12 protein-coding genes and 1 tRNA gene are annotated in these 14,024 nt (G+C 50.7%); 10 read left to right on the top strand and 3 right to left on the bottom strand.

Annotated features, from left to right (window positions below):
• Nucleotides 1–546: 546 nt before the first annotated feature.
• The 4 genes from AAIG26_RS15760 to AAIG26_RS15745 are packed head-to-tail and all read left to right on the top strand — an operon-like array spanning nucleotide 547 to nucleotide 5,529.
• The gene (locus AAIG26_RS15760; RefSeq protein WP_020455427.1) at nucleotides 547–1,206 is read left to right on the top strand and encodes a hypothetical protein; all 660 of its coding nucleotides are present in this window, start codon (nucleotides 547–549) and stop codon (nucleotides 1,204–1,206) included.
• A 59-nt stretch (nucleotides 1,207–1,265) separates the two neighbouring features.
• A complete protein-coding gene (locus AAIG26_RS15755) occupies nucleotides 1,266–1,787 on the top strand; it encodes a CS1 type fimbrial major subunit (protein WP_045512641.1) in 522 nt (173 codons plus the stop codon).
• Nucleotides 1,788–1,831: 44 nt separating this feature from the next.
• Nucleotides 1,832–4,249: a TcfC E-set like domain-containing protein gene (locus AAIG26_RS15750; protein ID WP_044489497.1), complete on the top strand. Its 2,418-nt coding sequence runs from the start codon at nucleotides 1,832–1,834 to the stop codon at nucleotides 4,247–4,249.
• Entirely contained in the window at nucleotides 4,246–5,529 is a 1,284-nt protein-coding gene (locus AAIG26_RS15745; RefSeq protein ID WP_343180926.1) for a hypothetical protein, read from the top strand. Before AAIG26_RS15750 ends, AAIG26_RS15745 begins: the two co-directional genes overlap by 4 nt.
• 42 nt (nucleotides 5,530–5,571) lie before the next feature.
• Here the strand turns inward: AAIG26_RS15745 and AAIG26_RS15740 are convergent, their stop codons facing one another.
• Entirely contained in the window at nucleotides 5,572–5,733 is a 162-nt protein-coding gene (locus AAIG26_RS15740; protein ID WP_343180925.1) for a hypothetical protein, read from the bottom strand.
• A 652-nt stretch (nucleotides 5,734–6,385) separates the two neighbouring features.
• On the opposite strand from AAIG26_RS15740, the gene AAIG26_RS15735 reads away from it, so the two are divergent.
• Together AAIG26_RS15735 and AAIG26_RS15730 are read left to right on the top strand one after the other, a co-directional pair.
• Complete coding sequence (locus tag AAIG26_RS15735) at nucleotides 6,386–7,060, top strand: hypothetical protein (RefSeq protein WP_343180924.1); 675 nt, start codon at nucleotides 6,386–6,388, stop codon at nucleotides 7,058–7,060.
• A gap of 32 nt (nucleotides 7,061–7,092) precedes the next feature.
• Nucleotides 7,093–8,370, top strand: a complete 1,278-nt coding sequence (locus AAIG26_RS15730) for a hypothetical protein (protein ID WP_343180923.1) — start codon at nucleotides 7,093–7,095, stop codon at nucleotides 8,368–8,370.
• Nucleotides 8,371–8,412: 42 nt separating this feature from the next.
• Here the strand turns inward: AAIG26_RS15730 and AAIG26_RS15725 are convergent, their stop codons facing one another.
• Entirely contained in the window at nucleotides 8,413–8,574 is a 162-nt protein-coding gene (locus tag AAIG26_RS15725) for a hypothetical protein (protein WP_313627760.1), read from the bottom strand.
• A gap of 652 nt (nucleotides 8,575–9,226) precedes the next feature.
• On the opposite strand from AAIG26_RS15725, the gene AAIG26_RS15720 reads away from it, so the two are divergent.
• Nucleotides 9,227–9,901: a hypothetical protein gene (locus tag AAIG26_RS15720; RefSeq protein ID WP_343180922.1), complete on the top strand. Its 675-nt coding sequence runs from the start codon at nucleotides 9,227–9,229 to the stop codon at nucleotides 9,899–9,901.
• A gap of 122 nt (nucleotides 9,902–10,023) precedes the next feature.
• Here the strand turns inward: AAIG26_RS15720 and argG are convergent, their stop codons facing one another.
• On the bottom strand, nucleotides 10,024–11,370 hold the full coding sequence (argG, locus tag AAIG26_RS15715) for an argininosuccinate synthase (protein ID WP_174240560.1): 1,347 nt from the start codon (nucleotides 11,368–11,370) through the stop codon (nucleotides 10,024–10,026).
• Between the two features lie 377 nt (nucleotides 11,371–11,747).
• Here argG and AAIG26_RS15710 point away from each other — a divergent pair.
• The 3 genes from AAIG26_RS15710 (at nucleotide 11,748) to nusA (ending at nucleotide 14,002) form a co-directional block, all read left to right on the top strand.
• A tRNA-Met gene (locus tag AAIG26_RS15710) sits at nucleotides 11,748–11,824 on the top strand.
• Nucleotides 11,825–12,032: 208 nt separating this feature from the next.
• Nucleotides 12,033–12,485, top strand: a complete 453-nt coding sequence (gene rimP / locus AAIG26_RS15705; RefSeq protein ID WP_017457352.1) for a ribosome maturation factor RimP — start codon at nucleotides 12,033–12,035, stop codon at nucleotides 12,483–12,485.
• A 29-nt stretch (nucleotides 12,486–12,514) separates the two neighbouring features.
• Nucleotides 12,515–14,002 (top strand): transcription termination factor NusA, encoded by a 1,488-nt coding sequence (gene nusA / locus AAIG26_RS15700; RefSeq protein ID WP_017457353.1) that lies wholly within the window; start codon nucleotides 12,515–12,517, stop codon nucleotides 14,000–14,002.
• Nucleotides 14,003–14,024 lie beyond the last annotated feature (22 nt).

The raw sequence follows: 14,024 nt of genomic DNA, 5'->3' as shown, positions 1-14,024 counted from the left end.
CGCCAAAACGCCAAAACGCCAAAACGCCAAAACGCCAAAACGCCAAAACGCCAAAACGCCAAAACGCCAAATCGCCAAATCGCCAAATCGCCAACTTCTATCCTTAAACTTCTAACCCTTTCTGGGTATATCTGGTGGCAATTTTCTTCCACGCTTATTAATTCAATGATTAATGCAGGAAACTCGTGCTGTGCAAGGCGCTAGCCTCCATGTTTTAGCAAAGGCTGGTTAAAGGACAAGTCAGGAGGCACATTAAAAACATATTAATCTTATAAATCATCGGCATATATCACCTCAAAAATAGCAATTACTGGTCTGAGGAGTGAAATTGATCAAGATTCGGTTTTTAATAATTTATTAATCTGCATGTGTTCGGTTGCTTTAATTTCGAGGCGTGATTATCGTTGCCTCGTTTTTAGCGTTGTCTGGATACTGAATATGTGTTGCGTTTCCTTATTAAGAAAGATTTCATCTGTTTCTCTGGCTCTTATATTCGGACTTAAGATGTCTGCGGCCTTCGCTCTCCCTGAAATAGGGATTGGAAGCATGTATGACACACTGACGCCTGATAAGCAGTCTATTTCTAAACGTATTTATAATACCGGGACATCCACGGCTTTTGTCCGCATCGATCTACTGGAAGTAAATATTGATAAAAGCGGGAAAGTTAAAGAAGCACCGGTAAAAGAGATTGCGGGTAATTCTTTACAGAAAGACAGACTTATTGTCACCCCGCTCAGAATGATTATCCCGCCTGGCGGATTCCAGGCCGCAAGATTTATGTGGCCAGGCGATCGCTCGGTTGAAAAATATTATCGAGTAAGGTTTGTTCCGGTTCTGCCAAAAACTGATGATGGCTTCGGATTAAATAATAAAGAAGTCGATGAATATCGTAAAAAAGCATTGAACGCAGGTCTGAATGTTTTATCTGGCTACGGCACATTAGTGATCGTTTTGCCTACAAAGCCTGTTTTTAATACGCAAATTGAATCGTCTTCACCGGCGGGAATTAAAGTAACAAACAAAGGCACCGCCACGATTGTTCTGGAGAATATCCGCAATTGCACCTCGTCTGGTACAGGGTGTAATAGCGCTACGCGTCTTTTCATCCTGCCTGGTAAAACGAAGGTAGTAGATAAACAGAAAGGGCGCAGTACTCTTTTCACCCTTATTGAAGGGGAAAACCAAAAGAAACTACGTTTCTAGTATTAAGAAGTAAGTTGCAAATAAGCAGTGTTGTATTCTTTAAATTGAAAGGATTTTCCATGTTGACTAATAAAATTGCAAAAGCTTGTCTCTTTGGTGGTGTTCTGTCTTTATCTGTATTAGGCAGCACAACGGCGATGGCCGCAAACCAACAAAGTTACAATATCGATGTTTTCGCTCATGTTCCTAGCGATGACTTTCAGGTTGAACCTGTAGAAAGCGGATGGATTAATCAGGCTCAAGAAATTGAGTATGATATTACAACGTCCAAATTAAAAGCATTTGAAAAACAGTTCCAGTATAAGAACGTTTCTGGCGGAATTCAGGCAACATTGATGAATACCGATTCTAATGGTGACGCTATTCTGTCAAACGGTACCGATATTATTCCTCTGAAAGTTGAATTTAACGGTGTTGAACTGAGCGATACGGCGAAAACCGTTGTTGACGATACCACAGCAAAAGCTGGCGGCCGTACTACTTTGCGCATTAGCCAGTCTGACTCTAAAGCTCTTACTGTGCAGGGTGATTTTACCGGCCAGGTAGCGATGATGTTTGAGGAAGCGCTAGTTAATCCGTAACGTTTATTTCCGTTTATACCCTATAAGTTCATTATAAAAATATTATGAAAATATCATTAATACTTCTTGTTGCTGTTCCATTCGTTGTTTCGGCTGGTGATATGCAACTTGCTGCAAATATGAAAGGGCTGCCAGAAGATTTTAAGCGGTATTTTTATAATTCTGAAGTTGTCGTTCAGGTATATCTGAACGACAACTATATTTTCGATGCCAGTATTTCTCTGCGGGAAAATGGAGATATTAAACTCCTGCGAGTTATTGATGAGCAGCCAAATAGTGATCCCGCAACAAATGCAGTCTGGTCTGATTTTCTTCAGAAGGGTGTTGCCATAGGTAAATGCACAGAGTCTTGCCCGTCCGGACTCATGCAGGTTGTTTATTCTCTTGATAACTCCGCGTTAAAACTTTACACCGCTAATTATGAAACCAGCCAGGTCGTCAGCCGTTATTTGTCAGTGCCAGATGACGCACCGACCGGGTTGATTATGAATAACAGCCTCTCAATCACCGACACGGCTTCAATGCGCAGTTGGGGGATTAACTCATCTTTAACCTCTTCACTGGGCGGCTGGAGTCAACAAGCGGCGTTCCAGTCTTCAGGCACTGACGGTGAGTATCAGTACAGGAATTACAGCCTCTATCAGCTTTTCACCCAAAAAGAGTTTAAAGGCAGCTTTTTGCGTCTGGGTGTGTTTACTCCTGACAGCGATAACGGCAACGTCCAGACCGCGGGGTTTGGCAATGATACTGTTATTGGCGGCATGTGGGGAACATCGGACGCCTTGCTCGCAACCACCGACAGTGTAAGCGCGTGGCCTGTCTATGTGACGGGGCGCAATCAGTCCGTTGCTGAAGTCTGGCGCAATGGCCAAATGATCCGTACCCAGCAATTACAGGCGGGCGTACAGGCGCTGGATACCCGCCCTCTGCCGCTTGGTATTTATGATATTACGATCAAAATTATCGAAAATGGCCAGGTAGTTGATACTCAGGAAGCGCAGATTTTTAAGGCGCAGGGTTGGAATAACCCTGACAAACGCTGGCGTATGAATCTCTGGGGCGGCCAACGTCGCGCGCTGGCAAGTGGCGATGTGAGCGCGGAGGATAAGAATCCCTTTGCGGCTGGCGCGGGTATGGAATGGCTGGTCAATCCCCTGGCGACCGTTGGACTTTCCGGCGCGATGTCTCTTAAAGAGCGTCGTCTGCGGATGCGCACCAACATTACGCTTTCGCAAGACGATCGCTTTTTTGCGCAGTACACGCTGGGTAATTCGCAATATCAAGCGAATCAGGACACAGATCTCCGCTATTACCGCAACTTATATGCGGGCGGTTCCGCCAGCCTTTACTGGCGTTCTACGCTTAGCGATGTTTATGGAAGGCGCGTTCGTACCCGTCAGGCAGGTCAAACGTGGGGTGCCTCTTTGTCGTCCCGATTGCCGGGAGGCTCTTCGCTGATTCTCAATACGCAATATATTGATACCCCCTGGCGTAAAGGAACCGCGGCGGATGTTTCGTGGAGTACGCAAACACGCCTCTTTGATCGCAGTACCACTTTCCGCATGAGCGCTTATGACCGTCCGGGCTTTGATAATGATCGCCGCGATCGGGGTGTCTCTTTTAGCGTGTCGATCGCCTTGTCTCCCTCCGAAGAACATTCGGTATCTTTGAGCACCGGCCTGGAACAGGATCAGAGTTATTCCAGCCTGCAGTATCAATGGGAACCAAAAGATAAAGGGACGTTGCGCAACTTAGGCGGCGGTGTTTCCTTGAGTGCTGCGGATACTACGTTGAATGGCAATGGCGCAGTGGATACCCCCTGGATAAACGGTAACTTCTACGCGCAGCACAGTATGCGGAGCAAAACGAATATTGCAGGCGCGAACCTAAGCCAGGTGCTGGTTATGGGCGGCGGTAAGGTCGCGTCCGTCAATGGCAACAACAGTGGCATGCAGTCTGCGGTGATTGTGGATATGGATGCTGACGATAAAAACACCCGTATCCTCGCAACGGGCAATATGAGCGAACTGCGTCTGAAACCAGGCCGCAATATTTTGCCGGCGGAGCTCTGGAAAAGAAGCGATATCCAGTTTAGCGCCCCCGGTGGCGACAGTGTGCAGGTGTTCCCGGAGCGCCAGACTATCCAGATGAACCGCGGTAGCGTTCAGTATGTGAACATCAAAACAGTGAAGACCTTAACCCTGATTAGTATGCTGCAGAATGCACAAGGCCAGCTGATTAAAAACCGCTACGTCAAAAGCGATGTCGCGCAGGCCATGGTGAATGCGGAAGGGGTATTGACGCTGGACTCCGGTGTTACAAATCGCCAGTTAACGGTTCCGGCAGAAAATGGCGAGCCAGAACTGCACTGCGAAATTCCAGCCGGGTTGGATCCCAATAAGAGAGTGCAGTTTATCAGCGCGCTTAAATGCCAGCAGGTCGGTTCAGGTGCAACGAAATGAAACAGATTGCACTGAGCTTATTTACGGGGATGGCGCTACTTGCCGGTAGCGCAACGGTGATGGCTGCCACGATGGAGATTACCGCGTCATTTACGCCATCGCTGGAAAATCCGGAAAATAACACTTTCACTAACACCACGCCCGCGGGTGGGTACTGTACGATTTATCCGGGCCAATGCGTTGATCTAAAAACATTCAGTATTTCCATGGGCGGGATAACCGCGTCGCTGGCAACGGCTGGCTTCACGGTCGATTCGGATCCCCGAATGGGCGTCTATTTCAAAATGCCGGGCGCATGGCGGAATACCACGTTAATCAACCGCGAGGATGGTTCCGAAACCTCTGTCCGCTTCAGGGTGAGGGGATTCGGTGCAACGTTAAATACGCATAATGACTGGACGTTAGAAGATCATAATACCGCCTGGTCAGGAAGCCCCACAGGATGGGGAAACTTTGTTTATGCCCCTGCACCGTGCTCCTATTCCGGTGTAGGGGTTTATTCAACCAGATATTTTCGTTTTATGTGGCAATGGCCAGCCGAAAATGTGGCCTGTTATAAAGTGGCAAAAATACCGCTGACGGGTGAGCCTTACTTAATTAATGACACCAGCATCATGTATGAGCTGCAAACACCGGAGCCGCTGAAATTAACTTCAGGGCTTTATGAAGGCACCTTATCCCTGACGGTGGGCCCCGGCGGCGATATTGATTTCGGTGATAACTTTCAGGCTTCCGACAATCAGTTAAACCTTCACTTTTCCCTGAGCGTAAACCACGAGCTGAAGCTCACCACCACCCCGGAAAACCAGTCAGTCTCTCTGCAGCCCTGTGCGGCCGGAAAAATTTGTACCGCTGACGAAGGGGAGGCCAACTGGGAACGCTGGATGGTTACCCGCATCACGCCCCAGCTGACCGGCAGGAGCAATTTTAACCTGACAAGCTCGGGGAGCTTTACGGTTTTCCTCGACTGCGCCGATCAGACAGGTAAAGAGTGCGCGCTCACCAGCGATAACAGCGGGCAACAGGTGCCGATGAAAGTGATGATAAATCTGCCGGAAAAGGTGGTGGATATGCAGACCGGTTCAAGGGTAAGCGGCAGGCCACTTTTGATTGGCAAAAGCGCAGGGCAGAACTATTTCACTGCAAAAACCTACGGCACAAATGAGCCCGGCAGTATCGATTTTCTGGTGCGCCAGAAAGATGTGGACACCATGCTGTCGACGCGTCCGGATACCTATCGCGGTGCGGTGAGCGTGATTTTTGATCCGAATATCTTTTGAATTCACTGAGCCACTTCTTCGCGGAACAAGTGACGCTGCCATTCAGGACGAAAGCGGCTGCGGCGGGGCGCGGAAAATAGGCGCGGTAACGCATCTGGTGGTGATGGTGTGCAGGGATCCCCGGCGCAAAAGCGTATCCGGACGCGTCGCACTGCCTTTCAGGGCCGGGAAAGCAAAACCGTGAACCTGAATTACCTGGCGCATTTTCGCCAGACTTGAATTGCATAAAAAAGTGCCATTTATCAGCGCCTTCTGTTATGCGTTTTGATGTTTACAGAGAAATATGATGTCCCTACTACGCCACATTACGCGAGCAGCCTTATCCGTTTCGCTATGCGTGATAAGTTTCTGCGCTGTCGCGGCGGAAATGAATATCAGCGCCAGTTTTACTCCGTCAGCAACGAATCCGGAAAACGGCGCATTCACCAATACCACACCGCTTTCGGGGTATTGTGCGACCTGGCCTGTGTATTGCCCGCCGGGTGCATTTGGTATTGCGTTGCCGTTAGAGCTGACGTTGAAAAAGCCGATTATGGCTAATGACATACCAAGAAATAACCCCTACTTCGGGTTAAGTAATAAGGCCAGAACGCTACCTGTTGTTAACGAAACGACCGGCGAAATTGCGCAAGTGACCTTCCGAATCAGTGGCTTCAGTGCAAGATATTCCCCACCCACCCCCAGTACAACATGGGTTGGCGGATCATTTATGTACCCCAACCCCCCTTGCCAGTATGGCGGACCCAGTGTAGGGGACAACGTTTATTATAGCTTTATATGGAAGGTAACCTCTGCGGATGGAGCTTGTTATAAAATCAGTAACATAGACAGAACCGAGCCGTCCCGCTTTTACAACATGAGTATTGCCTACGAACTGGATACGCCGGATCCGCTGAAGATGAGTTCAGGTATCTATAAAGGCACCGCATCGCTCACTGTTGGCCCCGGTGGCAACATCGATTTTGGCGATGTGTATGAAGCTAACGATACCGTGCTGAATATCAACTTTGCGCTGACAGTGACCCATGAACTGAAACTCACGCCAGCCGCTGGTGCGCAGACGGTTGCCCTGCAACCCTGTCCATCGGGAAAGATCTGCTCAGAGGATGAGGGGAAGGCCAACTGGGAACGCTGGATGGTTTCCCGCGTAACGCCGCAACTGACCGGGCGAAGCGCGTTTACGCTCTCCAGTTCCGGTGGGTTCACCGTGTTCCTGGACTGCGCCGATCAGATAGGTAAGGAGTGTGCGCTTACCAGCGATAACAGCGGGCAACAGGTGCCGATGAAGGTGACGATCAACATGCCGGATAATGTGGTGGATATGCAGACCGGCTCCACGGTGACCGGCAGACCGCTTTTCATTGGCAAAACTGCGAACCAAAACGAGTTCACCGCCAAAGTCTATGGGGCAGATAAACCCGGCAGTATCGATTTCCTGGTGCGCCAGAAAGATGTGGACACCATGCTGTCGACGCGCCCGGACACCTATCGCGCTGCGGTCAGCGTGATTTTTGATCCGAATATCTTTTGAATTTACGCGACGGCGCAGATCGAGTGAAAAAAATGAATCTTCCATTTACACGCGTGCTTTCACAGTTGCTGGCTGCATGCCTGCTTCTTGTGAGCTTCGCCTTATCGGCGGCGACAATGCACATTACGGCAGAGTTTGTGCCATCGCTGGAAAACCCGGAAAAAAACACCTTCACGAATACCACGTCACAGAGTGGATATTGTTCAATTTTGCCTGGGGAATGTGCCGGTACCGGAATGGTCAGTATCTCAATGGGCGGCATAACGGCCTCTCTGGCGACGGCCGGGTTTACGGCTAATTCTGATCCCAGAATGGGAATGTACTTTAAAATGCCGGGCGCAATGCGCAATATCACGGTGGTGAATCAGCAAACGGGCTCGTCGGTGACGCTTGGTTTCAGGGTTAACGCTTTTTCTGCAAGATACCATACGCGAGCAGACTGGCCCGTCAGCCAGCATCAATCTACGTGGAACGGCAGTAGTTTTGTATATGCTCCCGCACCCTGCGGTTATTCGGGCGTGGGCTGGATTAGCTATACCGCTTATCTATTTATGTGGAAATGGCCAGCCAGTGATTCTGCCTGCTATAAAACAGCCAGGATCAACCTGACGGACGAGCCTTATTATATTGACTTGACCAGCTTAGGGTATGAGTTAGTCACACCTGATCCGCTGAAAATGGCATCCGGCACCTATACAGGAACCCTATCTCTTAGCGTGGGTTCCGGTGGAGATATTGATTTCGGTGATAATTTTAAGACTTCCGACAATCAGTTAGATCTCAACTTTACCCTCTCTGTAAACCATGAACTGAAACTGACTCCGGCCACCGGTGCGCAGACGGTCGCCCTGCAACCCTGTCCATCGGGAAAGATCTGCTCAGAGGATGAGGGGAAGGCCAACTGGGAACGCTGGATGGTTTCCCGCGTGACGCCGCAACTGACCGGGCGAAGCGCGTTTACGCTCTCCAGTTCCGGTGGGTTCACCGTGTTCCTGGACTGCGCCGATCAGATAGGTAAGGAGTGTGCGCTTACCAGCGATAACAGCGGGCAACAGGTGCCGATGAAGGTGACGATCAACATGCCGGAGAATGTGGTGGATATGCAGACCGGCTCCACGGTAAGCGGCAGACCGCTTTTCATTGGCAAAACTGCGAACCAAAACGAGTTCACCGCCAAAGTCTATGGGGCAGATAAACCCGGCAGTATCGATTTCCTGGTGCGCCAGAAAGATGTGGACACCATGCTGTCGACGCGCCCGGACACCTACCGCGGTGCGGTCAGCGTGATTTTTGACCCGAATATCTTTTGAATTCACTGAGCCACGTCTTCGCGGAACAAGTGACGCTGCCATTCAGGACGAAAGCGGCTGCGGCGGGGGGCGGGAAATAAGCGCAATATCGCATCTGGTGGTGATGGTGCGCAGGGCTTCCCGGCGCAAAAGCGTATCCGGACGCGTCGCACTACCTTTCAGTGCCGGGAAAGCAAAACCGTGAACCTGAATTACCTGGCGCATTTCTGCCAGGCTGGAATTGCTTAAGAAAGTGCCATTTATCAGCGCCTTCTGTTATGCGTTTTGATGTTTACAGAGAAATATTATGTCCCTACTACGCCACATTACGCGAGCAGCCTTATCCGTTTCGCTATGCGTGATAAGTTTCTGCGCTGTCGCGGCGGAAATGAATATCAGCGCCAGTTTTACTCCGTCGGCAACGAATCCGGAAAACGGCGCATTCACTAATACCACACCGGTTTCTGGGTATTGTGCGACCTGGCCTGCGTATTGCCCTGCGGGCTCCTTTGGTATTGCGTTGCCGTTAGAGCTGCGCTTAAAACAGCCGATTGTTGCCAATGACGTACCGAGAAATAACCCCTACTTCGGATTAAGTAATAAAGCCAGAACGCTACCTGTCGTTAACGAAACGACCGGCGAAGTTGCGCAAGTAACCTTCCGGATCAGTGGCTTCAGTGGGCGATACTCATTGGCCGGGAATGATTACGCCTGGGTTGGGGGATCGTATTCCTCGCCAAACTCACCTTGCCAGAACAGTGGCCCCCTTGTGGGAAACTCCAACTGGACGGCTTTTGTATGGAGAGTCACCACAGCAGAGGGCGCTTGTTATAAAGTCAGTACCATAGACAGAACAGAGCCCTCGCGCTTCTACGAAATGAGTATTGCCTACGAACTGGATACGCCAGATCCGCTGAAGATGAGTTCCGGTATCTATAAAGGTACTGCGCCACTCACCATTGGCCCCGGGGGTAACATTGATTTTGGCGATGTGTATGTAGCCAGCGATACCATGCTGAATATTAACTTTGCGCTGACGGTGACCCATGAACTGAAACTCACGCCGGCCGCCGGTGCGCAGACGGTTGCCCTGCAACCCTGCCCATCGGGAAAAATCTGCTCAGAGGATGAGGGGAAGGCCAACTGGGAACGCTGGATGGTTTCCCGCGTGACGCCGCAACTGACGGGGCGAAGCGCGTTTACGCTCTCCAGTTCCGGTGGGTTCACCGTTTTCCTGGACTGCGCCGATCAGATAGATAAGGAGTGCGCGCTTACCAGCGATAACAGCGGGCAACAGGTGCCGATGAAGGTGACGATCAACATGCCGGATAATGTGGTGGATATGCAGACCGGCTCCACGGTGACCGGCAGACCGCTTTTCATTGGCAAAACTGCGAACCAAAACGAGTTCACCGCCAAAGTCTATGGCGCAGATAAACCCGGCAGTATTGATTTTCTGGTGCGCCAGAAAGACGTGGACACCATGCTGTCGACGCGTCCGGACACCTATCGCGGTGCGGTGAGCGTGATTTTTGATCCGAATATCTATTGAGGATATGGAACGCCCATCCTGGCGGGAGAAAGCGAACCGGCTTGATAAATGTTGTTAAGCTGAAGCGATAACTTAAAGCAGAGAATCGTGCCTGCAAGGCAGGCACGAAGATGCAGAGAGACTTATTTCTTCTCGCTGTTTTCCTGGTTTTCTACCTGAGGCAGGCCATTCCCGGCCGTGGTGGAAAGCAGACCGGTTTGCACGTAGTTGAACAGTTTCTCACGGGTATCGGTGATATCCAGATTGCGCATCGTCAGTTGACCGATACGGTCATCCGGGGAGAACACGGACTCGCCTTTTTCCATCGTCAGACGCTCTGCTTTGTAGGTCAGATTGTCGGAAACGGTATTCAGAATCGAATAATCATTGCCGCGACGCAGCTCCAGCGTGACTTCACCCGTGATGGCGCTTGCTACCCAGCGTTGCAGGGAGTCACGCAGCATCAATGCTTGCGGATCGAACCAGCGGCCCTGGTACAGCAAGCGACCAAGCTGGCGGCCATGGGCGTGATATTGCTCAATAGTGTCTTCGTTGTGGATACCGGTCAGCAGACGTTCGTAAGCGATATGCAGCAACGCCATCCCCGGGGCTTCGTAAATACCGCGGCTTTTCGCTTCGATAATACGGTTCTCAATCTGATCGCTCATTCCCAGACCGTGACGGCCACCGATGCGATTGGCTTCCAGCATCAGTTCAACATCGTCAGTGAAGGTTTTGCCGTTCAGCGCAACCGGATGACCGCGCTCAAAACGTACGGTAACTTCTTCCGCCGGGATTTTGACATTCTCATCCCAGAATTTAACCCCCATGATTGGGTTAACAATCTTCACGCTGGAATTGAGGAACTCTAAATCTTTCGCTTCGTGCGTAGCGCCCAGCATGTTGGAGTCAGTCGAGTAGGCTTTTTCTGCCGACATTTTGTAGTCGAAACCAGAGGCAACCATGAATTCGGACATTTCCTGACGGCCGCCGAGTTCATCAATAAAGTCGGTATCCAGCCACGGCTTATAGATTTGCAACTCGGCGTTAGTCAGCAGGCCGTAGCGATAGAAACGCTCAATATCGTTGCCTTTATAGGTGCTGCCGTCGCCCCAGATATTCACACCATCTTCTTTCATTGCCGCAACCAGCATCGTGCCGGTTACCGCGCGGCCCAGCGGCGTGGTGTTAAAATAAGTCAGACCACCTGTCGTATTATGAAAAGCGCCGCACTGGATGGCGGCAATGCCTTCGGCGACCAGCTGTTTACGGCAGTCGATTAGGCGAGCATTTTCCGCACCGTACTCCTTTGCGCGACGGGGAATGGCGTCATAGTCATCCTCGTCCGGTTGACCCAGGTTCGCAGTGTATGCATAAGGAACCGCGCCTTTTTGGCGCATCCACAGCAGCGCTGCGCTGGTGTCCAGTCCGCCGGAGAAAGCGATGCCGATACGTTGACCTGCGGGAAGATGCTTGAGAATCGTCGTCATAAAAAAATCCCTGCTTGATAGACCGATGGTGAGAGACTTAACAGCCACGCCATACTCTTTGTGCCATCCGACCAGAACAATTAGTGAATGGTTATGCAAAATAAGTGAGTTTTCATTTAATCATCTTTTGACGATGACCGGAAGAGAAGAGTGCAATTTTCATTGCGATAGTGGTGAACACTGCTGTTTACATGCTTAAAAATAATACGCAACAAAATTGCATACGTCAGGGGCACAGGATGCTAACGCGCCACGGTTGACAGAACGGCATGTATATCAATATACTGCAGCCCGGTTTTACGTCCCGTCTTCGGTACCAAATCCCAGCATTATTTGCAAATTTGCACTCAAGCGAGTAGAATTTGCCACGTTTCAGGCGCGGGGTGGAGCAGCCTGGTAGCTCGTCGGGCTCATAACCCGAAGGTCGTCGGTTCAAATCCGGCCCCCGCAACCACTTTCCCTAAGTGTTCTTTTTCAAATATACTATGAAGACTTAACGCCTTCGCAGCTGGATTTGAAAAAAATACTCACGGAAGGTTCTCCAGGCCGCAGTTGCGGCTATAGGGTTCAGTTATTTAAAGCCCCGATTTATCGGGGTTTTTTGTTATCTGAGTACGAAATAACTGGGCTATACGCCCTTTTTTTATGTCTTGGGGGTGGACTTGTCCACATTAGAGCAAAAATTAACAGAGATGATTACGGCGCCGGTTGAAGCACTGGGCTATGAACTGGTCGGTATCGAGTTTGTGCGCGGGCGCACATCTACACTGCGCATCTATATTGATAGTGAAGATGGCATCAATGTTGATGATTGCGCTGATGTCAGCCACCAGGTCAGTGCGGTACTGGATGTTGAAGATCCGATTACCGTGGCTTACAACCTGGAGGTTTCCTCACCAGGTCTTGAGCGTCCTTTGTTTACGGCTGAGCACTATGCGCGCTTTAAGGGCGACGAAGTCTCGCTGGTTCTGCGTATGGCGGTTCAAAACCGTCGTAAGTGGCAGGGCATCATTAAAGATGTCGATGGCGAGATGATCACCGTTACGGTCGAAGGTAAAGATGAAGTGTTCGCATTGAGCAATATTCAAAAAGCGAACCTGGTCCCCCACTTTTAACAGTCTGGATTTGAGGTGAAAGGCCCCCGATGAACAAAGAAATTTTGGCTGTTGTTGAAGCTGTTTCTAACGAAAAGTCGCTTCCGCGTGAAAAAATCTTTGAAGCGCTGGAAAGTGCTCTGGCTACAGCAACCAAGAAAAAATACGAACAAGAGATCGATGTTCGCGTAAGCATTGATCGTAAAAGCGGTGATTTCGACACGTTCCGTCGCTGGCTGATCGTTGAAGAAGTGACGCAGCCGACACGTGAGATCACCCTCGAAGCAGCGCGTTACGAAGATGAGAGCCTGAACCTCGACGACTATGTTGAAGATCAGATTGAATCCGTCACGTTTGACCGCATCACCACCCAGACCGCAAAACAGGTCATCGTACAGAAAGTACGTGAAGCTGAGCGCGCAATGGTGGTCGATCAGTTCCGCGAGCACGAAGGCGAAATCATCACCGGCGTGGTGAAGAAAGTGAACCGCGACAACATCACGCTGGATCTCGGCAACAACGCTGAAGCCGTTATCCTGCGCGAAGATATGCTGCCGCGTGAAAACTTCCGTCCGGGCGACCGCATCCGCGGTGTGCTGTACGCTGTGCGCCCTGAAGCGCGTGGTGCGCAGCTGTTCGTGACCCGTTCCAAACCGGAAATGCTGGTTGAACTGTTCCGCATTGAAGTGCCGGAAATCGGTGAAGAAGTTATCGAGATTAAAGCCGCAGCCCGCGATCCGGGTTCTCGCGCCAAAATCGCCGTGAAGACGAACGACAAGCGTATCGATCCGGTCGGCGCCTGTGTGGGTATGCGCGGTGCGCGTGTGCAAGCGGTTTCGACGGAACTTGGCGGTGAGCGTATTGATATCGTGCTGTGGGACGATAACCCGGCGCAGTTCGTTATCAACGCAATGGCACCGGCTGACGTTGCTTCTATCGTGGTGGATGAAGATAAACACACCATGGATATCGCCGTTGAGGCGGGCAACCTGGCGCAGGCTATCGGCCGTAATGGTCAGAACGTGCGCCTCGCGTCTCAGCTGAGCGGCTGGGAACTCAACGTCATGACCGTTGAGGATCTGCAGTCCAAGCATCAGGCTGAGGCTCATGCCGCGATTGATACCTTCACCCGCTACCTGGACATTGACGAAGATTTCGCCACCGTTCTGGTCGAAGAAGGTTTCTCTACGCTGGAAGAACTGGCCTATGTGCCAATCAAAGAGCTGCTGGAAATCGATGGTCTGGATGAAGACACCGTCGAAGCCCTGCGTGATCGTGCGAAAAACGCGCTGACCACTCTGGCACTGGCGCAGGAAGAAAGCCTCGGTAATAAAGAACCGGCTGAAGACCTGCTTAACCTGGAAGGTCTGGATCGCGCACTGGCTTTCAAACTGGCTGCTCGTGGTGTTTGTACGCTGGAAGACCTCGCTGAACAAGGTGTGGATGACCTGAGCGATATCGAAGGGTTAACCGATGAGAAAGCAGGTGAGCTCATCATGGCCGCACGTAATATTTGCTGGTTTGGCGACGAAGCGTAATAAACTGTAGCAGGAAGGAACA

The organism is Kosakonia sp. PSU_27 (assembly GCF_039409795.1).
Classification (GTDB): domain Bacteria; phylum Pseudomonadota; class Gammaproteobacteria; order Enterobacterales; family Enterobacteriaceae; genus Kosakonia.
Note: the sequence above shows the minus strand (reverse complement) of the source record. Positions and strands in the feature narration are given on the sequence as shown.